This window comes from Stagnihabitans lacustris, assembly GCF_025950525.1.
Lineage (GTDB): Bacteria > Pseudomonadota > Alphaproteobacteria > Rhodobacterales > Rhodobacteraceae > Stagnihabitans.
Genome location: NZ_JAPDGS010000001.1, coordinates 915,324 through 942,201 on the forward strand (window position 1 = coordinate 915,324; position 26,878 = coordinate 942,201).

The following is a 26,878-nucleotide window of genomic DNA, read 5'->3' on the forward strand; positions in this document are numbered from 1 at the left end:
GCCGCAGGTTGTCCACCCGCAGCATGTCCCACACCTGACCACGGGGTCAGGTGCCGCTTGACCACCTGATGTCTGGCCCCTCCCGCCTTGGTTGGCACTGGCCCGCCCGACCAAGCCCATACCTCCACAGGTCGCGGGAGGACCGGAGGGCCCGGCACGGGTCCTTCGGCGGGGTGGGTGCGGGAAGGGCTGGCCCCTCCCGCTTCCGCAGCCAAGGCTTTGCCGCTGCGGCGCCTGACCGCCATCACTGTTCGGGTTCGACCAGCACCACTTCGCCCGAGCCTTCCAGCTGGCGGATCGCCATGACAATTGCCGTCATCGCCTCTTCGGCGTCTTTTTCCTTGATCTTGCCGCGGCCCGCCATTTCCTCTTTCAGGGTCTGGGTCAGGCGCTGCGACAGGTTGGCCAGCACATGTTCGGCCGAGGGCACCAGGTCGGGCACGCCCATTGCATAGGCCAGGGCCGTGACGATCAGGTTCTGATCCACCAGACGCACCACTTTGGGCACATCCCGCGGCGCCAGCCGCGCCTTGACATGTTCAAAGGTGAAGATGTTCTTTTTCACGACCTCGGCGAAGTCCTTGTCGGCTTCGATCAGGCCTTTCAGCACATCATCCCGTGTCGTGGCCGCAGCCACGTTCAAGATCGCGCCCACCCTTTCGCCCGGGCCCGCGTCAAAGGCCTTCAGCGGCTGGCTGTCCAACTGCGTGGCCAAGGACAGGCCGATGCGATGCACCGTGTCGGGATCGACATTTCCGGTCAGCGACACCGCATAGGCCACCGCCCGCGCCCTTTCGCCGGGCAGTTTCGCCAGCAGTTCCGCCGCACGCGGCACCGGCAGCTTTGACAGGACCACGGCGCAGACCTCGATGCTTTCTTCTTCCAGCACGGGGACGATGCGTTCCAGCGACATGCCGTTGATCCGCTCCCAGGGGTCGACCGAGGCATTGCCCCCCGACAGCCTGCGCAGCCGCGAGGCGGCATTGGCCGACATATGCCCATCCATCAGCGAGAGCGCGCCTTCAAGCCCGCCCGGAAAGGACAGGCCGACCTGCTCCAGCTCGCCCAGGAATTCTTCGACCACGGCCTTTAGCGTTTCGCGGCTGACGCGGCGCATCTTGCCCAGCTGCTGCGTCAATTCGGTCTGCATATCCTCGGGCAGGGATGTCACCTTCAGCGGCGCCCCCTCGGACAACATCAGGCGCACGATGATCGCGGCCTTTTCCTTGGGTTTGATCTTGGGGCGTGCGTGATCGACCACGGCCGGGGCGCCAAAGCCCTCGGTATTGGTCAAGGAGGCCAGCATTGCGGGGTTGAAAGCCATGGACCACTCCGATTCTTCAGACTTTCCCACCATGGCGCCCCCCGGTTAATCCGAGGTTTAGCCGCAAAGATTTCGCAGCCCATGCAAAAGGCGCCAGGGTTTCCCCCGGCGCCCCGTGACCTGCCGCGTGACCTGCCGCGTGACCTGCCGCGCGCCTTAGCCGAAAACGCGCTTGAAGATCGTGTCGACATGTTTGGTGTGATAGCCCAGATCGAATTTCTCTTCGATCTGGGCGGGCGACAGCGCCGCGGTCACTTCCGGATCGGCCAGAAGCTCGGTCTTGAAATCGGCGCCCTTTTCCCAGACCTTCATGGCATTGCGTTGCACAAGGCGGTAGCTGTCCTCACGCGAGACGCCGGCCTGGGTCAACGCCAGAAGCACGCGCTGCGACATGACCAAGCCTTTGAACTTGTTCATGTTGCGGAGCATGTTTTCCGGATAGACCACCAGCTTTTCAACGACGCCCGCCAGACGGTGCAGCGCGAAATCCAGCGTCACCGTCGTATCGGGACCAATCGCGCGTTCGACGCTGGAATGGCTGATGTCGCGTTCATGCCACAGCGCGACATTCTCCAGCGCGGGCGTCACGGCCATGCGCACCAGACGGGCCAGGCCGGTCAGGTTTTCGGTCAGGACGGGGTTGCGCTTGTGGGGCATCGCACTGGAGCCCTTTTGACCGGGCGAGAAGAACTCTTCCGCCTCCAGCACCTCGGTGCGCTGCATGTGGCGGATTTCGGTGGCGACGTTTTCGATCGACGACGCGATCACGCCCAAAGTCGCAAAGAACATCGCATGACGGTCGCGCGGGACGACTTGGGTGGAAATCGGCTCGGGCGTCAGGCCCAGCATCTTGCAGACATGCTCTTCGACCGAGGGGTCGATATTGGCGAACGTGCCCACCGCGCCAGAGATTGCGCCCGTGGCGATCTCGGCCCGGGCGGCGACCAGACGCGCGCGGCCGCGTGACATTTCGGCATAGAACCGCGCGAAAGTCAGGCCCATCGTGGTCGGCTCGGCATGGATGCCATGGCTGCGGCCGATGCGGACCGTGTCCTTGTGCTCAAACGCGCGGGTCTTCAGCGCGGCCAGAACCCGGTCCATGGCGACCAACAAAAGGTCGCTTGCGCGCACGAGTTGCACGTTGAAGGTCGTGTCCAGAACGTCGGAGGAGGTCATGCCCTGATGCACAAACCGCGCCTCGTCATTGCCGATGATCTCGGCCAGATGGGTCAGAAAGGCGATGACGTCATGCTTGGTCACGGCCTCGATCTCGTCGATGCGGGCGACGTTGAACTCGGCGTCGCGGGCCTTCCAGACGGCCTCGGCATTGGCCTTGGGGATCACGCCAATGGCGGCCTGGGCGTCGCAGGCATGGGCCTCAATCTCGAACCAGATCTTGAAGCGGGTCTCGGGGGACCAGATTGAGACCATCTCGGGGCGGGAATAGCGCGGGATCATGCGAAGGCCTCCAATTGCGATGCCGCCCCTTAGCGCGCGCCCCGCCCGGAGTCCAGCGGAGCGCCTGCGGCGCAAGGTTTTTCTCTCACCTCTGGCGCGGCGCGCCAACCGGCTCGGGCGTGCCTCCGGCGGGAGTATTTGCGCAAGTGTGAAAGGCAATCGCTGCGGCCAAGCAGGCCTCTTCCCTTTCATCTTTTCATATATATCCCACGGGGAGGTCTGGAGGGGTGTGAAACCCCTCCAGCGCTGTCCGCCAGCGCACCCTATCCAACAAGTCGCGGGTCCATCGGATAGGTCGTCAGGTTCTCCACCCCCGTCTCGGTCACAAGAACCTGTTCCTCCAGCTTGATCGAGAAATCGCCGCCCTCTGGGGAAACCAGGGCCTCGACGCAAAGCACCATGCCGGGTTCGATCACATGGTCGAAGCTGCCTTCCACCCAACCATCCGGATAGGGCACATAGGGCCATTCGTCGCAAAGCCCCACACCATGCATTTTGCAGGAGTATTTCTGCGCCCAGTATTGCGGGGCCAGTTGGTGGCCCTGATGCACCAGATCCCGGATGCGGGCGCCGGGTTTCAGCAGGGTCATGTTTTCGGCGATATGGTCCAGCCCGTGGCGATAGGCCGAGATCATGTCGGGGCGCGGCTTTTGGTCGCCCACCCACCAGGTGCGGGAAATGTCGATGCAGATGCCATAGACCCCGATCAGGTCGGTGTCGAAAGCCACGATCTCGTTGTTGCCCACCAGGCGGGGGCCACATTCCTGAAACCAGGGATTGGTGCGCGGACCCGAGGCCAGAAGCCGCGTCTCGATCCATTCGCCACCGCGGCGGATATTGCCGCGGTGCAGCTCGGCCCAGATCGCATCCTCCGATACGCCGCCCTTGGGGACGTTTTGGCGGGTGAAAGCCTCCATCTCGGCGATGGCCTGGTTGCAAGACACCATGGCGCAGCGCATCGCGGCGATGTCTTCGGGCCCCTTGATCGACCTGACCCGTTCGGTCAGCTCTTCGCCCTCCATCACCTGAAACCCCGCGCGGTCCAGCGCCCGCAGCCCGTGGATCATGATCTTGTCGACGGCAAGGCGGCGGTTCTCTCCGGCATGGGCGCGCAAAACCTCATCGACCTGGGCGGCGAAATTCTGCGCGTCATGGGGCGAGGTATCCCCCGTCACCGAATAAAAGAAGCTCGCCCCGGTCCGCAGTTCAGCCACCAGCGGGTTGAAGGTCACAAGGAAGGGGGCGTTCTTGTATTCCCACATCACCATATGGCCATCGGCGCAGATCAGGCAGGCGCGGAAGGGATTGTGTGCGTTCCACAGCTGCATGTTGGTCGTGTCGGTGGCGTAACGGATGTTCATCGGGTCGAACATCAAAAGGCCCGCATAATCCCGCGCCTGGATGCCCGCCACCAGGGCCGCCCAGCGGTCGTGGCGCATTTGCGCAAGGTCAGGCGGGCGCACCCCAGCCGCCGCCCATTCGGCAAAGGCCAATTGCGTCGGGCCGATCTCGATCCGGTCATTGTCGTTGGGGCTGCCATCGGCGAGGTGCTCACCGCGGGTCGGGTCGATCTTGCGCAGGGGCGGGCGAGTCATCTTCGGTCCTCCTGGGGATCAGAGTGAACCGCGGCGTGGCGGTTTCTGGTCCAAATGCGACACCGCATGCGGTTGCAGGCGGATTTTGGGCATGGCACTTCTGCGGCATGATCTTGCAAAGCCGCCTTATCCGCCGCCCCTGGACCAATCCCGCGCTGTGGCGCCTGCCGGGGATCTTGCCCTGTGACTTTGCCGATTGGCTGGAGGTCGATGACGCCTATGGCGCGCAGATGGCCGAGCGCGCGCGGCTGATGGCGACGGCCCCGGTCCATGCGCTTTTGCCCGAGGCGATGCCGGCCGCGCAGGAGCTTTATGACACCGCGCTGACCCATGCGCCGGCGGGGTTCCGCTTTGGGGCGACCGAGGCGCTGCGGCCCGATGGGGTCACGGTTGCGCTGGACCGGGATCAGCCTTTGCTGACGCTGGGGCGATTGTTTCAGCAGGACTTCTGCCTGATGGAGAAACGGGGCGCCGAACATGTGCTGACCGGGGCGATCCTGTGCTTTCCGGCCTCCTGGACGCTGGCGGAAAAGATCGGCCGGCCGCTGCTGGGCATCCATATCCCGGTCGCGGCCTATGATGCGGGCCTGGCCACGCGGGTGCAGCGGTTGTTTGACGGCATCCGGGCCGAGCAGCCGCTTTACCGGATGAACGCCCTGCTTTACGCCGATCCGACCCTGCATCAGCCGAAATCCGAGGACGAGGCCCGCCCGCGGACCGGCGCGCGGCGCTTCATGCGCTCAGAGCGGCAATGTCTGGTCCGTTTGCCGCAGACCGGCGCCGTGGTCTTTTCGATCCATACCACGGTCGTCGCCGCCGAGATCCTCGCGCCCGAGGATCTGGCGATGTTGCGGGCGGCGGGGCATTAGGGCGCGGTGAGGCTGGTTTGCGCCTCGGCGGTCTGGCCCAAGGGGCCCTGGACCAGGCCAAGGGCAAAAAGGATCAGCGCCAGCGCCCGGACCGTCGGGCGCATGGGGGCCAGCTGGGGCAGGCTGAAGCGGCGCCAGAAGCCCTTGGCAAGCGTCGGCGCGGTGCTTTTGCGGTCGGGCGTGCTGGCCTTGGCGCGGCGCCACATGGCATCGACCAGCGTATCGACCGGCGCCAGGGCGGGCAGGGCGCCTTGCAGCGGCTCGGCCAGGATCGCCATGGCCTCGTCCTCCAGCGTGACGATGGCCGGGTCGGGAGCGAAGGCGGGATAGCGCATCTCGATGGTGCGCAAGATCAGGCGGCTGAGCGCCCGGGCGATTTCGGCCGCGTTCTCGCCCTCGAAGACCACCCCCAGCGCCAGCCCCGCCGCCCCCGGCACATCGGCATCGGCCAGGGACAAGAGCACGCGCGCCTCGGGCAGTTCGAAGCGGATCGTCTCTTCGGTCTCCCACAGGATGGTGGGGCTTTCCTCCAGCGCGTCCTGGATCGTGGCGTCGATCACCGCAACCAGCCGGGCCGGCGCAAGGCCAAGCGCGCGCGGATTGATCAGCCGTCCCAGAACAACAGCGCGGGCAGGCCGCGTCAAAGCGTGGAAAACACCGTCACTCGCAAACCGATTTTCATCACGACCCATGGTCAGTCTCCCGGTTTTCTGACCTTGGGTATGGTTAACGATTGTGGAGGGAAACTGGGCAAATCTGGGTGAAAGAAAGGTATTGTTAACCTTTCCGCCGTGTTTCCGCCGCAATGACAATCGGGGGGGATTGTTGCGGCGCAAGCGACGGTGGTTCCGCTGGCGCGAGCGGCCCCCCCGGGGCGCGCTGCCCCGAACCCCGGCACCCCCGGGGCGCGCTGCCCCGAACCCCGGCACCCCCGGAGCAGTGCCCCGGACTCTGGCACGCCCGGGGCACTGCTCCGAACACTGGCACCCCCGGGGCGCTGCCCCGAACACTGGCACCCCCGGGGCGCTGCCCCGGACCCCGGAATATTTGTGTCAGTATGAAAGGGAAGGGCGGCCTTGGGCCCGAGGTGGCCTGGTCTTTTCATGCAAAAGGGCGCCCGAAGGCGCCCTTTCCTGTCACTGCCTGCCGATCAGCAGGAGTAATACATCTGATATTCGACCGGGTGCGGCGTGTGTTCGAAGTTATACACTTCCTGCCACTTCAGCTCGATATAGGCTTCCAGCATCTCGCGGGTGAAAACGCCACCCTGCAGCAGGAAGTCCATGTTCTTGGTCAGCTCTTCCAGAGCCTCGCGCAGGCTGCCGCAGACCGTCGGGATCGCCGCCAGCTCTTCGGGCGGCAGATCATACAGGTCCTTGTCCGAGGCCGGGCCCGGGTCGATCTTGTTCTTGATCCCGTCAAGGCCGGCCATCATCAGGGCGGCGAAGGCCAGGTAGGGGTTGGCCGAGGGATCGGGAAAGCGGGCTTCGACGCGCTTGGCCTTGGGCGATTCGGTCCACGGAATACGGACGCAGCCCGACCGGTTGCGGGCCGAGAACGCGCGCAGCACCGGGGCTTCAAAGCCCGGGATCAGGCGCTTGTAGCTGTTGGTGGACGGGTTGGTGATCGCGTTCAGCGCCTTGGCGTGCTTCAGGATGCCGCCGATGAAATACAGCGCCTCCTGCGACAGGTCGGCATATTTGTCGCCTGCGAACAGCGGCTTGCCGTCCTTCCAGATCGACATGTTCACATGCATCCCCGACCCGTTGTCGCCCTTCATGGGCTTGGGCATGAAGGTCACGGTCTTGCCATAGGCGGCCGCGACGTTGTGGATGACATATTTGTATTTCTGGATGTTGTCGGCTTGACCCACCAACCCGCCGAAGACCATGCCCAGTTCGTGCTGGCAGGTTGCGACTTCGTGGTGGTGCTTGTCGACCTTGATCCCCATGCGCTTCATGGTGGACAGCATCTCGCCGCGCAGGTCATGGGCCTCATCGACCGGGTTCACCGGGAAATAGCCGCCCTTGTAGCCGGCGCGGTGGCCAAGGTTGCCGCCCTCGAAGGAGGCATCGGTGTTCCAGGCGGCCGCTTCGGCGTCCAGCTGGAAGGACACCTTGTTCGGCTGAACCGAATAGCGCACGTCGTCAAAGATGAAGAATTCGGCCTCGGGGCCGAAATAGGCGGTGTCGCCCACGCCCGAAGACTTCAGGTAGGCTTCGGCCTTCTTGGCGATCTGACGCGGGCAGCGGTCATAGGCCTCGCCGGTGTCGGGCTCGACCACGTCGCAATGCACGCAAAGCGTCTTTTCGGCATAGAAGGGGTCGATATAGACCGAGGTCGCATCGGGGATCAGCTTCATGTCGGACTGGTCAATCGACTTCCAGCCGGCAATGGACGAGCCGTCGAACATGAAGCCTTCTTCGAAGAAGTCCTCGTTCACTTCGTCCACAATGACGGTGACGTGCTGAAGCTTGCCTTTGGGATCGGTGAAGCGAACATCGACGTATTCGACTTCCTCGTCCTTGATAAGCTTCAGAGCATCCTTGATCGCGCTCATCTTTTAGCCTTTCAGGGTTGGTGTTTACAGTCGGGCTTGCAGTTCGGCCCGGTGTGGGTGTCGGGGTCGCCCCCGGAATTCAGACGGCAAAGGGTCGGGCGGCGCGGGCCTTAAACGGCGTCGTCGCCGGTTTCGCCGGTGCGGATGCGGATCGCCTGTTCGACCGGGGAGACAAAGATTTTGCCGTCGCCGATCTTGTCGGTGCGCGCGGCCGAGATGATGGCCTCGATGGCGGTGTCGACCATGTCATCGGTCAAGACGACTTCGATCTTCACCTTGGGCAGGAAGTCGACGACATATTCGGCGCCGCGATACAGCTCGGTATGGCCCTTTTGGCGGCCAAATCCCTTGACCTCGGTGACCGAAAGCCCCTGGATGCCAGCCTCTTGCAGCGCCTCTTTGACCTCGTCCAGCTTGAACGGCTTGATGATGGCCTCGATCTTCTTCATGCGACTCCCCCTGGGCACAGCGCGGCTCCTTGGCTTCTCTGACCACTTGCCGCGGGCGGGGACAATGGGGCAGGCTGAGGCTTGCGGCCCAAGCGCCAGGGATTTTGGCGGATGCGCATAAATTTTGCGCGTGACGTCTAAAAAATAGGCTAAATGAAAACTGGAAATGTCATGAGTGACGACAAGACTCCCTTGGCCGCGCAAAAACCGGGCGCAGGGACCTGGCCGCGCCAGATTCTGACCGCGGCCCAGATGCGCGCGGTGGAGAGGCAGGCGATTGCCTCCGGCCAGGTCACAGGTCTGGAGCTGATGGAGCGGGCAGGGGCCGGGGTCGTCGAGGCGGTGCTGGCGGAGTGGCCTGAGCTGAGGTCGGGCCGCGCCGTGGTGCTCTGCGGCCCCGGAAACAACGGCGGGGACGGGTTTGTGGTGGCGCGGCTGCTGAAGGGGCTCGGTTGGGAGGTCGAGGTCTTCCTCTACGGCGACCCGGAAAAGCTGCCGCCTGATGCGCGGGTGAATCATGGGCGGTGGGGAGGGGAGGTCGCGCCCTTCAGGAACTTCGACGGTTTCATCTTTGAGGGGACGGATATTGTCTTTGACGCCCTCTTTGGGACCGGCCTGACCCGCACAACCAATGTTGCCCGGGGATTGTGGAACGCGGCCAAGGGCTTTGGCTGTCGCTTGGTCGCCGTCGACATTGTATCCGGGATCTGCGCCGACAGTGGACGCTATATTCTTGACGATGCATCTGATTATTTTGTGCCGCCGTTTGATCTGACGGTGACATTTCATTGCGCAAAACCTGGTCACTTCCTCGCAGACGGACCCATGATTTGTGGCAAATTGCGTGTGGTCGATATCGGATTGCAGCGGGCCAGGGCCGATCTGTGGCTTTGTTCCACGCCACGCGGTCTGGAAAAGGACATCGGCCACAAGTTCACCTACGGCCACGCGCTTATCCTTTCCGGCCCTGCGGGGGCTTGCGGCGCGGCCCGCATGACCGCCCGCGCCGCCCTTCGGGTGGGGGCAGGGCTGGTGACGCTTGCCTGTCCGCCCGAGGCCCTGTCCGAGAACGCCGCCCGTCTGGATGCGGTGATGCTGAAGGCTTTGGCCGGGGCAGAGGCGCTGACCGCGCTGCTGTCCGACCCGCGCATCAACGCGCTCTGTCTGGGGCCGGGTCTGGGGCTGGATGATCGCGCGGTGGGCTTGGTCAGGGCGGCGCTGGAGGCGTCGAGGCCCCGGGGAGCGTCGGAGCGTCCGGGGCTGTCGTTGGTCCTTGATGCCGACGCGCTGACGCTGCTGGCGCGCGACCCGGGACTTTTCGCCCTCTTGCATGCGGGCTGCATCCTCACCCCCCATGGCGGCGAGTTCGCCCGGCTTTTCCCTGACCTCGCCACCAAGTTGGAGGCCCCCGCCGTGAAGGGCCCCGCCTTCTCCAAGGTCGATGCCACCCGCGAAGCCGCGACCCGCGCCGGCTGCACCTTGCTTTACAAAGGCCCCGACACGGTCATCGCCTCACCGGGTGGCATCTGCGCCATCCACGCCGCAGTTTACGACCGCGCCGCCCCCTGGCTGGCCACCGCAGGCTCTGGCGATGTGCTGGCGGGGTTGATCACCGGCCTCATGGCGCGCGGCTTCATGCCCCAGCATGCCGCCGAGACCGGCGCCTGGCTGCATGTCGAGGCCGCCCGCGCCTTCGGCCCCGGCCTCATCGCCGAGGATCTGCCCGAGATGATCCCGCAGGTCTTCCGCACTCTGGGGCTCTGACGCTTCTCAGGCGCGGCGGACGATGTCTTTGCCTGCCTGCCCAGTTTTTTGCGCCCCACTGCCCCCAAAGACGCTTCCGTCATTGGCACGACCTCGACTGACGCACAAAGAAACCGAGCCCTCACCAACCCTGCCGCCTCCTGCTTTGATTTCATGCCTGCGCATATATGCACGCGGATTTTCAAGGGTTTGCCACTTGGTTCGCCGCTGGTTCAAGAAACAAGTGGCATGGTGCGCCCCTTGAAGCGGGGGCGGCAGCCCCCGCTTCCTCCAATGGAAATAGGCGCCCCGAGGGGCGCCTATTTCCATTGGACACAGGCTCCAATTTCAGGCCGGGACCGCCACGCCTTCGCAAGCAAGCTCCAGCCCGCCCGCATAAATCACTTCCGGGCTTTCCAGCACCAGGGTGAAAAGCCGCGCCTCGGCAACCACTTCGGCCCGGATATATTCGCCATCGCACAGCCGCGCGGCCGGAACCACGGCTTGCGCCTGGCCATACAGGGCCTTGGCGCGCCAGTCGCGGATGAAGACGCCCTGATCCTCGGCCAGCATCACGGCTTCTGCCGGACGCCCGACGCCAAGCGCATCGCCCGAGACCCGCACCATCCGCGCATGGGCCACCACCGTCACCTCGACCCGTGCCACCCGCCGCGAGCCCGCGCGGGTCAGCACCCGATCCCCCGGCGACAGGAATTCCACCGGCAGCGCGCCATCCAGCGTCAGGACCGGCGTCCCCGCCCCCATGCCGCGGCTCACGGCGCCGTCATGCGCTGCATCCGTCTTGAACCCGGTCTGAACCGCCATGAGATCTGCTCCTGCATCACTGCCTCTGCTCTTTTGTTTTTCCCGATGAATATGGCAAGAATGGGTTAACGGCGAGACCCTTTGGCGACAAAGCCCCGGGTTTTTGCCCCCTATCCCCCGGAAAATGCGGCTCATTCCGCGAAAATTGTTTCCAATCCCCCGCCAAACTGCCGCCACCCCGCCCAAAAACCGGGCCATCCCCGCGCAATCCCCCGCCTGGCGCCTGCGAAATTTTCCTCTCGCATCCCGGTCTGTCCTTTGCTAGAAGGGCGCGGATTTTGCGGGTTGGGTTTTCCGTGTCGGAAGACCTCTCGTATGAATTGCGGGTGTGGCGGAACTGGCAGACGCACTGGATTTAGGTTCCAGCGCCGCAAGGCGTGGGGGTTCAAGTCCCTTCACCCGCACCAGATTTTGGGATGAGAAGGACGAAAGATGCAGGTCATCGAGACCCTGAAGGACGGGCTGAAGCGCGCCTATACGATCACCGTGACGGCGGCCGAGCTTGAAGCCAAGGTCACTGAAAAGCTGGTCGAAGCGCAGCCCGACGTCGAAATCAAAGGCTTCCGCAAGGGTAAGGTTCCCCTGGCCATCCTGCGCAAGCAGTTCGGCCAGCGCATCTTCGGCGATGCCATGCAAGAGTCGATCGACACGGCGATGAAGGATCACTTCGACGCCACCGGCGACCGTCCGGCCCTGCAGCCCGACGTCAAGATGGTGAACGGTGAGGCCTGGGCCGAAGGTCAGGACGTCGTGGTCGAGATGACCTACGAAGCCCTGCCGCCGATCCCGGAATTCGACGCCGCCTCGCTGACCCTGGAAAAGGTCGCCGTCAAGGCCTCGGACGCCGATATCGAAGAGGCGATCAAGAACCTGGCCTCCTCGGCCAAGTCCTTTGAGGACCGCAAAAAAGGCGTGAAGGCCAAGGATGGCGACCAAGTCACCATCGACTTCAAGGGCTCGATCGACGGCGTGCCGTTTGATGGCGGCGCTGGCGAGGATTACCCGCTGGTTCTGGGTTCGAACTCCTTCATCCCGGGCTTTGAAGCCCAGCTGGTCGGCCATGCCGCGGAAGAATCGGTCGATGTGACCGTCTCCTTCCCGGAGAACTATGGCGCGGCGCATCTGGCCGGCAAGGAAGCCGTCTTTGCCTGCACGATCAAGGCAGTCAAAAAGCCGGTCGAAGCCAAGATCGACGACGAACTGGCCAAGAAGTTCGGTGCCGATGACCTCGCAGCGCTCAAGGGCCAGGTTTCGACCCGTCTTGAGGCCGAATATGCCGGCGCCGCCCGTGCGGTGCTGAAGCGCGCCCTGCTGGACCAGCTGGACGCCGCGGTGAAGTTCGACCTGCCGCCCGCTTTGGTCGAAGCCGAAGCCGGCCAGATCGCGCATCAGCTCTATCATGAGGAAAACCCCCATGATCACGGCCACAACCACGGCGCCATCGAGACCACCGACGAGCACAAGAAGCTTGCCGAGCGTCGCGTGCGTCTGGGCCTGCTGCTTGCCGAAATCGGTCGCAAGGCCGAAGTCACCGTCTCGGATGCCGAGATGACCCAGGCCGTGCTGACCGCCGCCCGTCAATACCCGGGCCAGGAACGCGCTTACTTCGAGTTCGTCCAGAAGAATGTGCAAGTGCAACAGCAGCTGCGCGCGCCGATCTTCGAAGACAAGGTCGTGGATCACCTCGTCGCTGGCGCCAAGGTCACCGACAAGGAAATCTCGAAGGACGAGCTGCAAAAGTTGGTCGACGCTTTGGACGAGATGTAATCCAACCCGGATCGCCATTCGGATCGCCATTCGGATCGCCACAGGGGGCCGCGCATTGCGCGGCCCTTTTTGTTTGACTTGGGCGTGAACCTCGGGTTCAATGGCGTCAGAGCAAGGCTCTATTCCCCTAAACTGATGACGACGGACACCGCGCAATCTGCGCGGCATTTCGTGTTGAGAAAGGTTTGCAAGATGTTGATTGAAAAGGCGAAAGCCTTCGCAGAGGTGGCGCATGAGGGCCAGTTCCGCAAGGGGGCCGCGCGGGAACCCTATGTCACCCACCTCGCCGAAGTGGCGGCGCTGACGGCGGAATTTGGCGGCTCGCCCGAGGCCATTGCGGCGGCTTGGCTGCATGACACGGTCGAGGATTGCGATGTCCTGCCCGCGCAGATCGAGGCGCTTTTTGGCCCCGACGTGGCGCTGATGGTCGCCCAACTGACCGACGACAAGACCGTGGACAAGGCCGAGCGCAAGCGGCTGCAAGTGGTCAATGCGCCCCACAAGGTCCCGGGTGCGGCCTTGGTGAAACTCTGTGACAAGATCAGCAATGTCGGCGCCCTCGCCTCCAGCCCGCCCGAGGATTGGCCCCGCGCCCGCCGCCTGACCTATGTGGATTGGGCCGAAACCGTGGTCCAGGCCCTGCCGGGGCTTCCGGCGCCGGGGCTGCATCGCTTTGCCGCGGTGGCCAGGGCCGCCCGGCAGGCCAATGCCACTTAGGCCTCGGGCCGTTCGGTCGTCACGACATAGGTCCCGGCCGCGATGATGACCGCGATGCCGACCCAGCCCCAGGCATCGGGCAGTTGATCAAAGAAGAGCCAGCCCCACAGCACGCCCCAAAAGGCGAAGGTGAACTCGAAAGGCGCCACCATGGCGGAGGACCCGATCCGGTAGGCTTGGGTCAAAAGCGTCAGCCCGACGGCCGCGATAAGCCCGCAAAGCGCCATCAGCCCGGCATCCAGCCCGCTTGGCCAGACCCAGGCCCGGGTCAGGAAGGACAGCGAGGGATGCAAGCCCTCCTCCATCGTGCCCCGGCCAAAGGCCAGAGCCAGTCCCAGCGAACAGCCGAGGAAGGCCAGGTTGCCCCAGAACGCCATGGCGGCGGCGCTGTCTTGCTGCCCCATCCGCCGCGCCATAACCATGGACACCGCATAGGCCAGACCGCAAAACACCGGCAAAAGCGCGGCCCAGTCGAACTCGGTCCCGCCAGGGCGCACCATGATGACCACGCCCAAGAAGCCCAGCCCCAAGGCCAGCCAGCGGTGCAGCGCCACGCGCTCTCCCAGCCATAGAACGGCCAGCAGCGTGATGAACAGCGGCGCGGTGAAGTAAAGCGCAACGGTGGTCGCGATGGGCAGGGTGGCCAGCGCCAGGTAATAGGCGGTATAGGCCAGGAAATTCAGGAACCCGCGCCACAGCATCATCGGCCATGAGGCCGAGACCAGCCCCAAGAACCCGCCGTCAAAGACCCGGACCAGGACCAGCAGGCAGGGGATGGCGGCCAAGGACCGCAGCACCATGGCCTCGGACAGCGGATAGCGGTCCGAGAGCAGTTTCAGGATCAGGTCCTGCACGGAAAAGATGGCGATTCCGGCACAGAGGCACAGGATGGCAAGGACAGAGGCTTTCATGGCCCCATCTGTGGCCCTTGGCCCTGTCAGGTCGCGTCTGGAGGCGACCTGACAGGGCGTGGATCTGTCGTCCTCAGACCAGCAGGATGTCGGAGGCGGAAAGGCTGTCGCCATAACCGACTTGCAGGATCAGGGTCGCCGCCTTGCTGCCGATGCCATCCTGATCATACCAAAGGAGAATACCATCCAAGACGAATTGCGCGGCGCTGCCCTCGGCAAAGCTATGGGACAGGATCACATCCTGCCCGGAATTCTGCAGCGCCTTGGCCGCGATCTCTATCTGGTCGATGCCGGACTCGAAGTGGGTAATGGTGTCGCCGAACTCTACCGCACGGTTGAAGCGGAACGTATCTGCACCTGACTGGGCGTCGATGTAGTCGGCCCCAGCGCCGCCCACGATCAGGTCGTCGCCCGCCCCGTCAAAGATATAGTCGTCGCCCGCCCCCCCAAAGAGGCTATCGTTCCAGGCCGCGCCGTGAAGCGTGTCATTGCCCTGGCCGCCGTGAAATTCGACCCTAAGCGCATGGTAGGTCTCCCGCGCGCTAAGCGCGCTGATCACATCGTCGCCGCCACGGCCAAAGACCCTGGCAATGCTTTGTGGCCCGTCCGGCGGATCGTTGCGCCAATTTTGAACGTAAAGATAGTCACTGCCACCGGTCGCGCCAAGGCGGAATTCGTGGCCGCTGTTGACCGTGACAAAGACCGTCGAGGTCCAGCCCTGTTGTGGCTTCGAGGTCACAAGTTGAAGTTTGAAATCCGCCGCCATGTTGACCTGAACGACGGCCTCGTCGCCGGTCAACATCATCTTCGCGGTGACTGGTGTGTCATGCGTGAGGGCATTGCGGCGCATGAGGCCGCGCTCAGAGCTTTCGCAATAGGCGATGAAACCCGTCCACCCGTCACGGGACACGGTGCCAAACGTGGCGGAAGTTCCAGTTCCCCGCAGGAAAATGGGGTCTGTCATGATTTGGTCTCCTTCAATTGACGCCGCTCAAGGGCGGATGAAATCGGTGCAGGGCAAAAAGAAACCCCGCGCATCCTGCGATGCGCGGGGGTCCAAAGGCCTGAGGCTTAGCGTGCGTCGCGCGGGTCGAAGTCGTTGGCGGCACCGATATCGTCGAACAGCTCGGCGATTTCGAATTCCGCGGCGGCTTCGGCTTCGGCAGCCAGTTCCTGGATCGACTTGCCCGAAGCTTGCAGCTCGGCCTCTTCGACCGAACGGGCGACGTTCAGCTTGATCTTGGACGACACTTCCGGGTGCAGCGTGACCGTCACCGGGTGGACGCCCAGTTCCTTGATCGGGCGATCCAGCACGATCTGGCCACGGTTGACTTCGAAGCCGCCTGCGGTCGCCACTTCGGAGACGTCACGGGCCGTGACCGAACCGTAAAGCGCGCCGGCATCCGAGGCGGAACGGATCAGAACAAAGATCTGACCATCCAGCTTGGCGGCAACCGCTTCGGCTTCCTTCTTGGTCTCAAGGTTGTTGGCCTCAAGATGGGCCTTCTTGGCCTCGAAGGATTTGATGTTGGCTTGGCTTGCGCGCAGCGCCTTGCCTTGCGGCAGCAGGAAGTTACGGGCGTAACCATCCTTGACGTTGACGACTTCGCCCATCTGGCCAAGCTTGGCCACGCGCTGAAGGAGAATGACTTGCATGTTTATCTCCTCACTTCACGGCATAGGGAAGCAGGGCGAGGAAACGCGCGCGCTTGATGGCGGCGGCGAGTTCGCGTTGCTTCTTGGCCGAGACGGCGGTGATGCGGGACGGGACGATCTTGCCGCGTTCAGAGATGTAACGCTGCAGCAGACGGGTGTCCTTGTAGTCGATTGCCGGAGCATTGTCGCCCGAGAAGGGGCAGACCTTGCGGCGACGGAAGAAGGGCTTGTTGGCCATGGGTCAGATCCTTTCTCAGCGACGCGGTGCGGAGGAACGTTCGGGACGATCGCCGCCGAACGAACGCTCGGGACGGTCACCGAAGGACCGCTCGCGACGCTCACCACCGCCGAAACCACCCTCGGGGCGGTCGCCGCGTTCACGGTCGTCACGCTTTTGCATCTGGACCGAGGGGCCCTCGGCATGGGTGTCGACCTTGATGGTCAGAACGCGCATGACGTCATCATGCAGGCGCATCAGGCGTTCCATTTCCAAGACGGCCGAAGAGGGCGCATTGGAACGCAGGAAGGCATAGTGGCCCTTGCGGTTCTTGTTGATCTTGTAGGCCATCGTCTTGACGCCCCAGTATTCGCGTTCGACGACAGAGCCGCCGTTGTCCGCGAGAACCGTTGCGAAATGTTCGATGAGACCTTCAGCCTGCGCGTTGGACAAGTCCTGACGCGCGATGAAGACATGCTCGTAAAGCGGCATGTGAACTCCGGTGTTCAAGGCGCACTTCATAGGACGGACAAGATCCCCGCGGCCCGTCCACGAGAGGCTGCGCCGGTTCATGGGTATGCGAGGATTGGGGGCTTATAGCGGGGATGCCCAAGAACGCAAGGGGAAATGCGCTTTCCTCGGGTGCGCTGGGGGGAGGGGCGGTCTTCGGGCTCCGGGCCAAAGCCGGGGGGCTGCCGCCCCCCGGACCCCCCGCCGGTCGGAGGGCTGCCGCCCCCCGAGCCCCCCGCCCAAAGGGGCCCACGGGCCCCTTTGGAAACCCCGTGGATATTTGGGAAAAGATGAAATTTGGGGCGCAGTATAGGAGGGCGTGTGGTCAGTCAGTTAGGTTCGATCTTGGACATGCGCAAATTCGGATATCACTTTTGGCCCATTACGCCGCCTTGCGGGTCCAAACCCCCCTTCATACCTGCCCAAATATCCACGGGGATTTTCAAGGGGGCCGTGGCCCCCTTGAAGCGGGGGTGCGGGGGGCGGCAGCCCCCCGCTACTTCGCGCTTTCCGGCAGGCCGAAGATGCGGTCGAAGCCCCAGGTGAAGACCCAGGCAAAGCCCATGTAAAACAGGATCAGCCCCAGTTCATAGACAAAGGCCCTCCAGAGGTCGACCGACAGGAACCAGGCGGTGACGGGCAAAAGGAACACCGTCATGCCACATTCGAAGAGGAAGGCATGGGCGATGCGGCGCTTGACCGAGCGGCCCTTGACGCTTTGGCGCGCCTCCCAGGCCTCAAACAGCGAGTTGAAGCCATAGGACCAGCCGAGCGCGATGACGGCTCCGGTGATCGACAGGGCGAGGGTCGCCTCGGCGGGCGCGCCGGAGAACAGGCGCAGGACGGCGGCCCCCATCAGGATGGCAAGGGTTTCGAAGCTGATCGCATAGACGATCTTGCGGCGGCGGGGGGACATCTGGAACATGGAAAGGCCTGTCAGGGCGGCGCCGTCCTTGTCCTGCGGCGCGACAGGTGGGGTCCGGCGTCTCCGGCCCCGCAATGGGCATAGGTTAGGATATTCCGGGGGGCGGGGGAAGGGCCCGACGTGCATGGCCGATTTGCAGGGCGGACTTGCCGCCACTGGGGGGGGGCTGTATGCCCTTGGGCCAAGCCCGGGTAAGGCCCGGTCACAGCATGGGGGATCAGATGCGCGCATTCGTGTTTCCGGGGCAGGGCGCCCAGACCATCGGCATGGGGCGGGCCCTGGCCGAAGCCTATCCGGCCGCCGCAGCCGTTTTTGCCGAGGTGGACGAGGCGCTTGGCGAAAAGCTGTCCGCTCTGATCTGGGCGGGCGAGATCGAGGCGCTGACCCTGACCGCCAATGCCCAGCCCGCCTTGATGGCGACCTCGCTTGCGGCTTATCGCGCGCTGGAGGCCGAGGGGCTGGCGGCCTGCGACTATGTGGCCGGTCACTCCTTGGGCGAGTATTCCGCGCTTTGTGCGGCGGGGGTTTTTGGGGTTTCCGATGCCGCGCGGCTCTTGCGCATCCGCGGCCGGGCCATGCAAGAGGCCGTTCCGGTGGGCGTCGGTGCCATGGCGGCGCTGTTGGGGCTGGATTTCGCCCAGGCCAGCGAAGTGGCCGCCGAGGCCGCCGCCCAAGCTGGGGGGGGGCAGGTCTGCCAGGCCGCCAATGACAATGACCCGGCCCAGGTCGTCGTCTCGGGCCATCGCGGCGCCGTGGAACGCGCGCTGGAGATCGCCAAGGCCAAGGGGGCCAAGCGGGCTTTGCTGCTTCCGGTCTCGGCGCCCTTCCACTGCGCGCTGATGCAGCCCGCAGCCGAGGTCATGGCCGAGGCTCTGGCGGGGGTGGCTTTCGCAGCCCCAAGCGTGCCCGTCGTGGCCAATGTGCGGGCTGAGGCCGTCAGCGATCCGGCGGTGCTGAAGGCGCTGTTGGTCGAACAAGTCACCGGATCGGTGCGCTGGCGTGAGTCGGTCGCATGGATGGCCGCGGCCGGTGTCACCGACTTCTGGGAGGTCGGCGCCGGCAAGGCACTGTCCGGCATGATCAAGCGCATCGCCAAAGAGGCCACGACCCGGGCCATCGGCACGCCGGAAGATGTCGCGGCGGCAAAGGCTTGACACGCCACATTTCGCGCCCGGGTTGAATTCCGGGCGCCGAAGTAAACCATTGGTGATCTGCGGCCTTTGTGGTAAACTTTTTGGATTGTGTAACCAGGGAGTCCCAAAATGACGCTTCAACGATTTGGCTTTGCGGTGGCCCTTGCGGCTTTGCCCGCGCTGACACCCACGATCTCGGCGGCGGCGCCGATCAACGCGCCGGTTCCGACGACGAATTATGCGACGATCGGCAGCCTGGATTGGGCTTGGGCCGCGCCCTGCGATGCTTTCGGCAACAGCTGCGGCGTCGTCGACATGACCTATCAGTCGACCCAAGGGTGGCGCATCGCCTCCATGGCCGAGGTCAGCACTTATATTCTGCCGAACATCCAGGGGTTTTTGGCAAACTTCGGCACCTCGGGCAATTTCAAATGTGCTTCGGCCTGGTTCTCGACCGTTCACAGCCATTGCGACTGGTCTGATGCTTCGGCAGGTAACATCTATAATGGTGCCATGGGGAACTTTGGCGCTATGGAATCCTTCGCTTTGCGCGATGCGATCCCGACAGTGCCGGTGCCCGCGGCGGGGCTTTTGCTGGCCTCTTTGGTGGCGGGCGGCCTGGCGGTGCGGCGTCGCAAGTCCTGAGGCTTTGATCTTGCGAAAGGGGGCGGTCCTGCGGGGCCGCCCCTTTGCGTTGGCCCCCCCGCAACAGTCCTTTGCCATGTGGCGCGGGGCGGCGGTCTTTGCTATGACAGCGGCAAAGCGAAAGCCAAGGAGTGGGCATGTTCGATCTGACGGGGAAGACGGCGCTGATCACCGGCGCTTCGGGGGGCATTGGCGCAGAGATCGCGCGGGCCTTGCACAAGGCGGGGGCCAAGGTGGCGCTCTCGGGGACGCGGGTCGAACCGCTGGAGGCCTTGGCCGCTGAACTTGGCGCGGGGGCCTTTGTCTGCCCGGCCAATCTCGGTGACGCTGCCAGCGTGGAGGCCCTGCCCAAGACCGCCTCGGAGGCGATGGGGGGCTTGGATATCCTTGTCAACAACGCCGGCGTGACCAAGGACAACCTGTTCATGCGGATGTCGGATGAGGAATGGGCGCAGGTCATCGACGTCAACCTGACCTCGACCTTCCGTCTGTGCCGCGCCGTTTTGCGCCCGATGATGAAGGCGCGCTGGGGGCGGATCGTCAATATCTCCTCGGTCGTGGGGGCCACGGGCAATCCGGGGCAGGGCAACTATGCGGCCTCGAAGGCGGGGATGGTGGGGATGTCGAAAAGCCTGGCCGCCGAAGTGGCCAGCCGCAACATCACGGTCAACTGCGTGGCGCCGGGCTTCATCGCCACGGCGATGACCGACAAGCTGAACGACGAGCAAAAGGGCCGCATCCTGACGCAGATCCCGGCGGGGCGGATGGGTTCGCCTGAGGATATCGCGGCGGCGGTTCTGTATCTGGCGAGCCCTCAGGCCGGTTATGTGACCGGGGCCACGCTGCATGTGAACGGCGGCATGGCGATGATCTGAGGCTTTTGGGCCTTGGATGATTAAGCTTCGGGAAAGAGTTTGCCTTGCGCGCCCGGTCTTGCTATAGGCGCGCAAGGTGGTCTGGCCTTTGGGTCACAGCCTGCGAAGTCATTGCCCGCTAGGGGCGCCGCGCCGTCAAGGTGCATCATGCGAACGGGGGCAACCCCAACGACAGAGGAATGGATATGAGCGACATCGCTGATCGCGTGAAGAAGATCGTGGTCGAACATCTGGGCGTGGAGGCCGAGAAGGTCACTGAAACCGCCTCGTTCATCGACGACCTCGGGGCGGACAGCCTCGACACCGTCGAACTGGTCATGGCCTTCGAAGAAGAGTTCGGCATCGAGATCCCGGACGACGCTGCCGAGACGATCCAGACCTTCGGCGACGCGGTGGGCTTCATCACCAAGGCGCAATAAGTCTTTCAGGCTTTGGCCTGGGATTTTGGCGGGGCTCCCTTCGGGGAGCCTTTTGCTTTGCGGGGGGGCTCTGCCGCCCGGCGGCCGCGATTGCCGCTTGCCCTTCGCCCGCGGCCTTGTCACCCTGCGGCAAAACCGTGGAGAGACCGATGGCCAACCTGGGTGAGATGTTCGGCGCAAGCAGTGCGGCGACGTTCTTTGACCTGCCCGAAGCCGGGTGGACCGCGCTTGACGCCGATATCGTGCTGTTTGGCGCTGCGGGGGCCACGCCTTACCCCTCGGTTGGGTTCTATTGCGCCGGGGGGCCTCAGGCGATCCGGGCCGCGGGGCTGGCCTATGGGGCGGCCTTTGCCCATCACCATTTCGACCTGGGCGGCCCTGTCCTGCCGCCAGGGGTCCGGGCCGTCGATGCGGGCGACCTGGATCAGGACCCCGCCGATCCTGCCGCCAACCGTGGCCGCATCCGCGCCGCCACCGAAGCCATCCTGGCCGCCCATGCCGTGCCCATCCTGGTCGGCGGAGATGATTCCCTGCCCATCCCCCTGCTGCAGGGCCTGGCCGCCTTGGGGCGTCCCCTGACCATCCTGCAGATCGACGCCCATATCGACTGGCGCGACGAGGTGGGGGGCGAGGCCCTTGGCCTGTCCTCGACCATGCGGCGCGCCAGTGAAATGGCCCATGTCGCGGGCATTGTGCAGGTCGGTCAACGCGGCCTTGGGTCGGCCCGGCCCGGCGATGTCGTCGATGCCCTGGCTTGGGGCGTGACCTTTGTCCCCGCGCGTGAGGTGGCCACCACGGGCCTGGCCCGCGCCATCGCCGCCATCCCCGAGGGCGCCGATGTCGTCCTCTGCCTGGATGTCGACGCGCTGGACCCCGGGATCATGCCCGCGGTGATCGGCCGCACGGCGGGGGGGCTGACCTATTGGCAGGTCATGGAATTGATCGAAGGCGTGGCTGCCCGCGCCCGGATCGCGGCCTTTGACATGGTGGAATTCATGCCCGAGCGCGATATCGACGGCCAAGGCGCGCTTTTGGCGGCGCAGCTTTTGGCGGGCGTGACCGGGATCATCGCCCGCCAGCGCGGTTAAAGCAGGAAGTCCGAGGCCGTCAGCGCCACCGAGGCCGCCAGCTTGATGTTGAAATCGGTGAACCCGTCACCGTTCACATCGCCGCGGATGAAGGTCTCTCCCCCCGCGATGCCAAAGCGCAATTGCCCCGCCACGCCGGTAAAATTGGCGCTGCCGATAAAGACGAAACCGTCGTCGGCCAGCATATTGGTCACATTGGCGTCGATCAGGGTCAGGTCGATCAGATCCTCGCCCCGGGAGAAGTCCAAGATCGTGTCGGGCGCCTCTTTGACGGAATGACCGCGGGCAAAGACAAAACGGTCGGCCCCCGCGCCGCCATGCAGTTGGTCGATGCCAAAGCCGCCGATCAGGACGTCATCACCCTGGCCGCCGTAAAGCTGGTCATTGCCCACCCCGCCTTCCAGCGTATCATCGCCGGAATTGCCGTAAAGCATGTCATTGCCGACCGCGCCCTTCAGCCGGTTCTCGCCGGTGTTGCCGGTGATCACATTGTCCAGATTGTTGCCCGAGCCATTGAGGTCGGCGCCCTCCAGCAGGGTCAGGTTTTCGATGTTCTGGCGCAGGCGGAAGCTGGCGGCGGAAAAGACGGTGTCAGTGCCGGCCTCGGCCGCCTCGACGATATGGGCGGCGGTGTTGTCGATGTAATAGCTGTCGTTGTCCGTCCCACCCGAGGCGCCCAGCGTGCCGATGACCCGCCCGCCGCGCAGGTCCAACAGGTCGTCGCCGCCCCCCATGTCGATGCCGCCGCGGATCGTGCCGGCGTTGATCAGCGTATCCGCCCCGCCGCCCAAGGTGATCGCCCCGCGGATCAGCCCGTCGATGTTCGAGACCGTGACCGTGCCGCCCATCGACTTGATCGCGCCGCTGATCGTGCCGCTGTTTTCCACCGTGGCGCTGTCCAGGTCCAGATAGATCGCCCGTCCGCGGCCGTCGATCGTGCCGCTGTTGACGATATCCACCGTCGCATCAAGGCTGGCCCCGCGTGAGACGGAAAGGGCTGCGTTCTGGACCGAAGCCCCGATGCGGCCGGTATAGGTCAGGGTGCCGGTGTTGTCGACCGTGGGGGCAAAGCTGCCGGTGTCGGCGCCAAACAGCCGGACCACGGCCTGGCCGCTGGCGGTCATCACGCCGGTGTTCAGGATGACATCGGCGGCGCCAGAGGCCTCGACCGCGATGGTGCCGCTGATCGTGCCGTCGTTTTCGACCTGGCCCGAGGCCTGCGCGCCGTTGGTGGCGCCGGACAGGCGGACGCCGATCCCCCGGGCCTCGATCAGGCCGGTGTTCAGGATCGAAACGGCCTGGCCCTCGGCGGTCATGGCGCCGGCAAGTTCGACCGTCACGCCTCGCGCCATGGCGCCCATGCCGGAATAGAGGCTGCCGGCGTTGACGAAGCGCGTCTGGCCCAGGGCAAGGTCGGTGGTCAGATGAACGCCGTCCAGCGATTCCAGGATCATCGTGGCGGTCGCGGTGTTGACCAGGCGGTCGCCGCCGTAAAGATGGATGAATTCAACCGACAGCGTGCCCGCGATGGTGACAGAGACCCCGCCGGCCCCCGCCACACCAAAAATCCCGGTGTCATAGATGTCGGACCAGGAAATGAAGCTGACATTCGGCAGCAGGATCAGGGCATCCCCGGCGGTGAGGTCATACCAGATGTTCGCGCCAATCATGTTGTTGTTCAGGACATGGGTCGTCATCACGGCCTCCACCGTTAAAATACAGTGAAAGAATATGCCTTTCGTGGACCCGCGCAAGTTGGATGGACGGCAACCTTGGGGCGAAACGGGCCAAAATGATCAATTATTGTGACTGAGGGGCAGCGGGGCAAGGTTAACGACCAACCGCTTGAAATGACTGAGGGCGGGCCCGGATGCCCCGGCCCGCCCTCGGATGGTGCTTTGGGGACGACCTATTCGGCCGCCATGCCCGGACGCAAGCGCGGCGTGGTCGCCTCTGCCAGCTTTTCGCGCAAGTCGGCTTGTTCGGCGGCCAGAAGCGCGATGCGCTCGGCCAGGATCTCGTTGCCCTCGACAGGCTGTTCCTTTTCGCCCTTGCCGAAGACGCCGCCAAAGACCTTGCCCAACAGCCAGGAGAGGTCGTCCATGATCAGGTAGAAGGAGGGCACCACGACCAGCGACAGCACGGTCGACACGATGATGCCGCCGATCACGGCCGTGGCCATGGGCGCGCGGAAGGCACCGCCCTCGCCCACGCCAAGCGCCGAGGGCAACATGCCCGCCGACATGGCAATCGAGGTCATGACGATGGGCTGGGCGCGCTTGTGGCCCGCCTCGATCACCGCCTTGACCCGGTCCATGCCGCGCGCCCGCATCTCGATCGCGAAGTCGATCAGCAGGATGGCGTTCTTGGCCACGATCCCCATCAGCATCAGGATGCCGATCAGCACCGGCATCGACAGGGCCGAGCCCGTGACGATCAGCGCCACCGCCACGCCCCCCACCGAAAGAAGCAGCGAGAAGAGGATGGTGAAGGGCTGGATGATCGAGCCGAACAGCAAGATCAGCACCGAGAGCATCAGAAGAAGCCCCAGAAGCATGGCATTGCCGAAGGAGGCCGACATCTCGGCCTGGACCTCGGCATCGCCCGAGGCCACCAGACGCGCGGTGCCGGGCAGTTGCAGCCCCTCGGTCGCCTTGGTGAAGTCTTCGGTCGCGGTGCCAAGCGCCACGCCCAGCGGCAGGTTGGCCGCGATCAGCACCAGCCGCTGACGGTTGAAGCGTTTGACCGTGGCCGGGCCTTCGCCCAGTTTCACATCGGCCACGGTGGACAGCGGCACCATGGCGCCGGTCTTGGTCTGGACTTTCAGGTTGGAAATCCGCGCCACATCCTCGCGGCTGACCTGCGACAGCTGCACCCGGATCGGGATCTGCTTGTCGTCCAGGCTGACCTTGGGAAGGGCCGCGTCGAAATCGCCCACCGTGGCCACGCGGACGGTGGCGGCGATGGCCTGCGCCGTGACGCCAAGGCGGGCGGCCTCGTCGGCGCGGGGGGTGATCTGCAGTTCGGGGCGCGGAAGGGCGCCGTCGGCGATCACGTCGTCCAGGGTCTGAACCGGGCGCAGGGCATCGACGACCATGCGCGCGGCGGCGTTCAAGTCATCCTCGTTGTCGGCCAAAAGCGAATACGAGAACTCGGGGCTGCCGCGGTCATCCAGTTTGCGGACCCGGATGTCGGGGATCTGGGCCAGGCGTTTAAAGACCTCGGCCGAGATCTGATCCTGCGGCACGGGGCGGCCGTGGTTCTCAACCTGGGGCAGCAGCGGACCGATGAGCGGAATACGCGAGGCCACCTGGCTGAGTTTCAGCAGCAAGGAATGGTCCAGCGGTTCCAGGATCACGTTGATCGTGGCGTTGCGCACATCCAGGTCGCCGGTCGGCGAGGTGCCGCCCATAATCAGGATGTTCTGGATATGGGGGATGTCCTTGAGGCTGGCGTAGATCTGGTCGGTCGCCTTGCGGGTATCTTCCAGCCGCGAGCCGGGGGGCAGCTGGGCAAAGACCGTGACGCGGCCATTGTCTTCGGGCGGCAGGAAAGAGCCCGGGACGGTCAGCATCAGCATGATCGACATGATGACGGTGACGACGGCGGCGGCAAAGGTCGCGTAATACCAGCGTTTGGAGGTCGAGGCGGTGACAAAGCGCATATAGGCGCGGGTGATGGCGCCGTCGGCGTGGTCATGTTCGGTTCCGCCATCCGACGACCGCATCAGATAGGCCGCCATCATTGGTGTGATCAATCGCGCCACGATCAGCGAGAAAAACACCGCGACGGCCACTGTGATGCCGAATTGCCGGAAATACTGACCCGGGATGCCCGGCATGAAGGACACCGGCACAAAGACCGCGATGATCGTGGATGTGGTGGCGATAACGGCCAGACCGATTTCGTCGGCGGCCTCCATCGCGGCCTTGAAGGGCGATTTGCCCATGCGGATGTGGCGGGCGATGTTCTCGATTTCGACGATGGCATCGTCCACCAGGATACCGGTGGCCAGGGTCAGCGACAGGAAGGACACCAGGTTCAGCGAAAAGCCCAGCATGTCCATGACCCAGAAGGTCGGGATGGCCGACAAGGGCAGGGCCACGGCCGAAATCAGCGTGGCGCGCCAGTTTTTCAGGAAGATGAACACCACGATAACGGCCAGAAGCGCGCCTTCCAGCAGGGTCGAAAGCGCGGCCTCGTAGTTGCCATAGGTGAATTTCACCATGTCATCGACCTTGGTGATCTGCACCTCCGGGTGGGCGGCGATGATGCGGTCGACTTCCTTGAAGGCGGTTTCGGCGGCGGAGACCTCTGAGGCGCCCTTGGAGCGGTAGATGCCGAAGGTCACGACCGGGGTGTCACCCGACATGGCATAGGACCGCAGTTCGCGCGTGGTGTCAGAGATGGTGCCAAGGTGGTCCAGGCGCACCTGGGTTCCCGAGGGCAGGGCGATGGGGGTGGCGGCAAGGCGGGCGACGTCCTGGGTGTCGCCCATGGTGCGGATCGCCTGTTCGCCGGCGCCAAACTCGGCCCGGCCACCGCCCACGTTGGTGTTCGTGATCTTCAGCTGACCAGAGACCGCTTGCGCCGTGATGCCATAGCTGTCCAGCCGCACCGGATCAAGCGCGATCAGGATCTCGCGGTCGGCCCCGCCTGCGATATCGACGCGGCCAATGCCGGGCTTGCCCTGCAAGGACCGCTTGATCTCGTCATCGACGAAGATCGACAGTTCCTGATAGGTCATCGACGTCGACGAAACGGCATAGGTCAGGATGGCCTGACCCTCGATGTCCAGCTGGACGATGTTGGGGGTTTCGACATCAGCGGGAAGGTCGGCGATGATGCGGTCGACCGCGTCCTTGGTGTCTTGCAAGGCCTTGGCGGTTTCGACCTCCATCCGGTATTCGACCAGGATCGTCGCATTGCCGTCCGAGATGTTGGTGGTGATGTTCTTCACCCCCGCGACGCCTGCGAGGGCGTCTTCGATCACCTTGGCGACCTGGCCTTCCAGTTCAGCAGGGGCGGCGCCCGGCTGGCTGGCCGAGACGACGATGATCGGCACGTCGATGTTCGGGAAACGGGTGATGGGCAAGGCGAAAAAGCTTTGGATGCCAACCAGAAGCAGCATCGCAAAGGCAAGGAGGGGGGCAACGGGGTTGCGGATCGACCAGGCGGAGAAATTCATCGTT

The 26,878-nt window shown here is 64.4% G+C and carries 24 protein-coding genes and 1 tRNA gene; 10 read left to right on the forward strand and 15 right to left on the reverse strand.

Features of this window, described 5'->3' with window-relative positions; genetic code table 11:
- Positions 1-244: 244 nt before the first annotated feature.
- The 3 genes from NX862_RS04360 to dddP form a co-directional block, all read right to left on the reverse strand.
- Positions 245-1,306, reverse strand: coding sequence for a flagellar motor switch protein FliG (locus NX862_RS04360; protein WP_264492728.1), 1,062 nt, complete (start codon positions 1,304-1,306; stop codon positions 245-247).
- Positions 1,307-1,480: 174 nt separating this feature from the next.
- Entirely contained in the window at positions 1,481-2,782 is a 1,302-nt protein-coding gene (gene purB, locus NX862_RS04365) for an adenylosuccinate lyase (protein WP_264492642.1), read from the reverse strand.
- Between the two features lie 263 nt (positions 2,783-3,045).
- Complete coding sequence (gene dddP / locus NX862_RS04370; protein ID WP_264492643.1) at positions 3,046-4,377, reverse strand: dimethylsulfonioproprionate lyase DddP; 1,332 nt, start codon at positions 4,375-4,377, stop codon at positions 3,046-3,048.
- A 107-nt stretch (positions 4,378-4,484) separates the two neighbouring features.
- On the opposite strand from dddP, the gene NX862_RS04375 reads away from it, so the two are divergent.
- Positions 4,485-5,246, forward strand: a complete 762-nt coding sequence (locus tag NX862_RS04375) for a heme-dependent oxidative N-demethylase family protein (RefSeq protein ID WP_264492644.1) — start codon at positions 4,485-4,487, stop codon at positions 5,244-5,246.
- On the opposite strand, the gene NX862_RS04380 is transcribed toward NX862_RS04375, so the two are convergent.
- From NX862_RS04380 to NX862_RS04390, 3 genes are all read right to left on the reverse strand, one after another.
- Complete coding sequence (locus NX862_RS04380) at positions 5,243-5,938, reverse strand: hypothetical protein (RefSeq protein WP_264492645.1); 696 nt, start codon at positions 5,936-5,938, stop codon at positions 5,243-5,245. The genes NX862_RS04375 and NX862_RS04380 overlap by 4 nt on opposite strands.
- A 458-nt stretch (positions 5,939-6,396) precedes the next feature.
- Positions 6,397-7,806, reverse strand: coding sequence for a type I glutamate--ammonia ligase (glnA, locus tag NX862_RS04385; protein ID WP_264492646.1), 1,410 nt, complete (start codon positions 7,804-7,806; stop codon positions 6,397-6,399).
- Positions 7,807-7,916: 110 nt separating this feature from the next.
- On the reverse strand, positions 7,917-8,255 hold the full coding sequence (locus NX862_RS04390; RefSeq protein WP_264492647.1) for a P-II family nitrogen regulator: 339 nt from the start codon (positions 8,253-8,255) through the stop codon (positions 7,917-7,919).
- 252 nt (positions 8,256-8,507) lie between these two features.
- Between NX862_RS04390 and NX862_RS04395 the strand changes: the two genes are divergently transcribed.
- The gene (locus NX862_RS04395; protein WP_264492729.1) at positions 8,508-10,019 is read left to right on the forward strand and encodes an NAD(P)H-hydrate dehydratase; all 1,512 of its coding nucleotides are present in this window, start codon (positions 8,508-8,510) and stop codon (positions 10,017-10,019) included.
- A 327-nt stretch (positions 10,020-10,346) separates the two neighbouring features.
- On the opposite strand, the gene NX862_RS04400 is transcribed toward NX862_RS04395, so the two are convergent.
- A complete protein-coding gene (locus NX862_RS04400; RefSeq protein ID WP_264492648.1) occupies positions 10,347-10,823 on the reverse strand; it encodes a Hint domain-containing protein in 477 nt (158 codons plus the stop codon).
- A gap of 322 nt (positions 10,824-11,145) precedes the next feature.
- On the opposite strand from NX862_RS04400, the gene NX862_RS04405 reads away from it, so the two are divergent.
- From NX862_RS04405 to NX862_RS04415, 3 genes are all read left to right on the forward strand, one after another.
- A tRNA-Leu gene (locus NX862_RS04405) sits at positions 11,146-11,230 on the forward strand.
- Between the two features lie 25 nt (positions 11,231-11,255).
- A complete protein-coding gene (gene tig / locus NX862_RS04410) occupies positions 11,256-12,590 on the forward strand; it encodes a trigger factor (protein WP_264492649.1) in 1,335 nt (444 codons plus the stop codon).
- Between the two features lie 192 nt (positions 12,591-12,782).
- Positions 12,783-13,307 (forward strand): HD domain-containing protein, encoded by a 525-nt coding sequence (locus tag NX862_RS04415; RefSeq protein ID WP_264492650.1) that lies wholly within the window; start codon positions 12,783-12,785, stop codon positions 13,305-13,307.
- Here NX862_RS04415 and NX862_RS04420 read toward each other — a convergent pair.
- From NX862_RS04420 to NX862_RS04445, 6 genes are all read right to left on the reverse strand, one after another.
- On the reverse strand, positions 13,304-14,218 hold the full coding sequence (locus NX862_RS04420; RefSeq protein ID WP_264492651.1) for a DMT family transporter: 915 nt from the start codon (positions 14,216-14,218) through the stop codon (positions 13,304-13,306). The genes NX862_RS04415 and NX862_RS04420 overlap by 4 nt on opposite strands.
- A 73-nt stretch (positions 14,219-14,291) precedes the next feature.
- Positions 14,292-15,182, reverse strand: coding sequence for a M10 family metallopeptidase C-terminal domain-containing protein (locus NX862_RS04425; protein ID WP_264492652.1), 891 nt, complete (start codon positions 15,180-15,182; stop codon positions 14,292-14,294).
- Between the two features lie 107 nt (positions 15,183-15,289).
- The gene (gene rplI / locus NX862_RS04430; RefSeq protein WP_264492653.1) at positions 15,290-15,874 is read right to left on the reverse strand and encodes a 50S ribosomal protein L9; all 585 of its coding nucleotides are present in this window, start codon (positions 15,872-15,874) and stop codon (positions 15,290-15,292) included.
- Between the two features lie 10 nt (positions 15,875-15,884).
- Positions 15,885-16,112: a 30S ribosomal protein S18 gene (gene rpsR / locus NX862_RS04435; protein ID WP_002720283.1), complete on the reverse strand. Its 228-nt coding sequence runs from the start codon at positions 16,110-16,112 to the stop codon at positions 15,885-15,887.
- 15 nt (positions 16,113-16,127) lie between these two features.
- Positions 16,128-16,583, reverse strand: a complete 456-nt coding sequence (rpsF, locus tag NX862_RS04440; RefSeq protein ID WP_264492654.1) for a 30S ribosomal protein S6 — start codon at positions 16,581-16,583, stop codon at positions 16,128-16,130.
- A 514-nt stretch (positions 16,584-17,097) separates the two neighbouring features.
- Entirely contained in the window at positions 17,098-17,526 is a 429-nt protein-coding gene (locus tag NX862_RS04445) for a PACE efflux transporter (RefSeq protein WP_264492655.1), read from the reverse strand.
- Positions 17,527-17,747: 221 nt separating this feature from the next.
- Here NX862_RS04445 and fabD point away from each other — a divergent pair, with 221 nt between their 5' ends.
- The 5 genes from fabD (at position 17,748) to NX862_RS04470 (ending at position 21,686) form a co-directional block, all read left to right on the forward strand.
- Positions 17,748-18,680, forward strand: coding sequence for an ACP S-malonyltransferase (gene fabD, locus NX862_RS04450; protein ID WP_264492656.1), 933 nt, complete (start codon positions 17,748-17,750; stop codon positions 18,678-18,680).
- 108 nt (positions 18,681-18,788) lie between these two features.
- Positions 18,789-19,304, forward strand: coding sequence for a hypothetical protein (locus NX862_RS04455; protein WP_264492657.1), 516 nt, complete (start codon positions 18,789-18,791; stop codon positions 19,302-19,304).
- A gap of 137 nt (positions 19,305-19,441) precedes the next feature.
- The gene (gene fabG / locus NX862_RS04460) at positions 19,442-20,179 is read left to right on the forward strand and encodes a 3-oxoacyl-ACP reductase FabG (RefSeq protein ID WP_264492658.1); all 738 of its coding nucleotides are present in this window, start codon (positions 19,442-19,444) and stop codon (positions 20,177-20,179) included.
- Positions 20,180-20,364: 185 nt separating this feature from the next.
- On the forward strand, positions 20,365-20,598 hold the full coding sequence (locus NX862_RS04465) for an acyl carrier protein (RefSeq protein ID WP_168772853.1): 234 nt from the start codon (positions 20,365-20,367) through the stop codon (positions 20,596-20,598).
- Between the two features lie 149 nt (positions 20,599-20,747).
- Positions 20,748-21,686 carry an arginase family protein gene (locus NX862_RS04470; RefSeq protein WP_264492659.1) on the forward strand — a complete coding sequence of 313 codons (939 nt, stop codon included), beginning with the start codon at positions 20,748-20,750 and terminating at the stop codon, positions 21,684-21,686.
- On the opposite strand, the gene NX862_RS04475 is transcribed toward NX862_RS04470, so the two are convergent.
- Together NX862_RS04475 and NX862_RS04480 are read right to left on the reverse strand one after the other, a co-directional pair.
- Complete coding sequence (locus NX862_RS04475; protein WP_264492660.1) at positions 21,683-23,383, reverse strand: M10 family metallopeptidase C-terminal domain-containing protein; 1,701 nt, start codon at positions 23,381-23,383, stop codon at positions 21,683-21,685. The two genes, NX862_RS04470 and NX862_RS04475, sit on opposite strands and share 4 nt — an antisense overlap.
- A gap of 212 nt (positions 23,384-23,595) precedes the next feature.
- A complete protein-coding gene (locus NX862_RS04480) occupies positions 23,596-26,874 on the reverse strand; it encodes an efflux RND transporter permease subunit (protein ID WP_264492661.1) in 3,279 nt (1,092 codons plus the stop codon).
- Positions 26,875-26,878: the final 4 nt, after the last annotated feature.

Coding starts and splice junctions, on each gene's coding strand:
- NX862_RS04360 (WP_264492728.1), bottom strand. CDS start 1,306: ATGCTGGCCTCCTTGACCAATACCGAGGGCTTTGGCGCCCCGGCCGTG.
- tig (WP_264492649.1), top strand. CDS start 11,256: ATGCAGGTCATCGAGACCCTGAAGGACGGGCTGAAGCGCGCCTATACG.
- purB (WP_264492642.1), bottom strand. CDS start 2,782: ATGATCCCGCGCTATTCCCGCCCCGAGATGGTCTCAATCTGGTCCCCC.
- rpsF (WP_264492654.1), bottom strand. CDS start 16,583: ATGCCGCTTTACGAGCATGTCTTCATCGCGCGTCAGGACTTGTCCAAC.
- rpsR (WP_002720283.1), bottom strand. CDS start 16,112: ATGGCCAACAAGCCCTTCTTCCGTCGCCGCAAGGTCTGCCCCTTCTCG.
- fabG (WP_264492658.1), top strand. CDS start 19,442: ATGTTCGATCTGACGGGGAAGACGGCGCTGATCACCGGCGCTTCGGGG.
- NX862_RS04400 (WP_264492648.1), bottom strand. CDS start 10,823: ATGGCGGTTCAGACCGGGTTCAAGACGGATGCAGCGCATGACGGCGCC.
- NX862_RS04475 (WP_264492660.1), bottom strand. CDS start 23,383: ATGACGACCCATGTCCTGAACAACAACATGATTGGCGCGAACATCTGG.
- glnA (WP_264492646.1), bottom strand. CDS start 7,806: ATGAGCGCGATCAAGGATGCTCTGAAGCTTATCAAGGACGAGGAAGTC.
- NX862_RS04380 (WP_264492645.1), bottom strand. CDS start 5,938: ATGGGTCGTGATGAAAATCGGTTTGCGAGTGACGGTGTTTTCCACGCT.
- dddP (WP_264492643.1), bottom strand. CDS start 4,377: ATGACTCGCCCGCCCCTGCGCAAGATCGACCCGACCCGCGGTGAGCAC.
- NX862_RS04480 (WP_264492661.1), bottom strand. CDS start 26,874: ATGAATTTCTCCGCCTGGTCGATCCGCAACCCCGTTGCCCCCCTCCTT.
- NX862_RS04415 (WP_264492650.1), top strand. CDS start 12,783: ATGTTGATTGAAAAGGCGAAAGCCTTCGCAGAGGTGGCGCATGAGGGC.
- NX862_RS04390 (WP_264492647.1), bottom strand. CDS start 8,255: ATGAAGAAGATCGAGGCCATCATCAAGCCGTTCAAGCTGGACGAGGTC.
- NX862_RS04395 (WP_264492729.1), top strand. CDS start 8,508: ATGCGCGCGGTGGAGAGGCAGGCGATTGCCTCCGGCCAGGTCACAGGT.
- NX862_RS04470 (WP_264492659.1), top strand. CDS start 20,748: ATGGCCAACCTGGGTGAGATGTTCGGCGCAAGCAGTGCGGCGACGTTC.
- NX862_RS04375 (WP_264492644.1), top strand. CDS start 4,485: ATGATCTTGCAAAGCCGCCTTATCCGCCGCCCCTGGACCAATCCCGCG.
- NX862_RS04455 (WP_264492657.1), top strand. CDS start 18,789: ATGACGCTTCAACGATTTGGCTTTGCGGTGGCCCTTGCGGCTTTGCCC.
- NX862_RS04425 (WP_264492652.1), bottom strand. CDS start 15,182: ATGACAGACCCCATTTTCCTGCGGGGAACTGGAACTTCCGCCACGTTT.
- fabD (WP_264492656.1), top strand. CDS start 17,748: ATGCGCGCATTCGTGTTTCCGGGGCAGGGCGCCCAGACCATCGGCATG.
- NX862_RS04420 (WP_264492651.1), bottom strand. CDS start 14,218: ATGAAAGCCTCTGTCCTTGCCATCCTGTGCCTCTGTGCCGGAATCGCC.
- rplI (WP_264492653.1), bottom strand. CDS start 15,874: ATGCAAGTCATTCTCCTTCAGCGCGTGGCCAAGCTTGGCCAGATGGGC.
- NX862_RS04465 (WP_168772853.1), top strand. CDS start 20,365: ATGAGCGACATCGCTGATCGCGTGAAGAAGATCGTGGTCGAACATCTG.
- NX862_RS04445 (WP_264492655.1), bottom strand. CDS start 17,526: ATGTTCCAGATGTCCCCCCGCCGCCGCAAGATCGTCTATGCGATCAGC.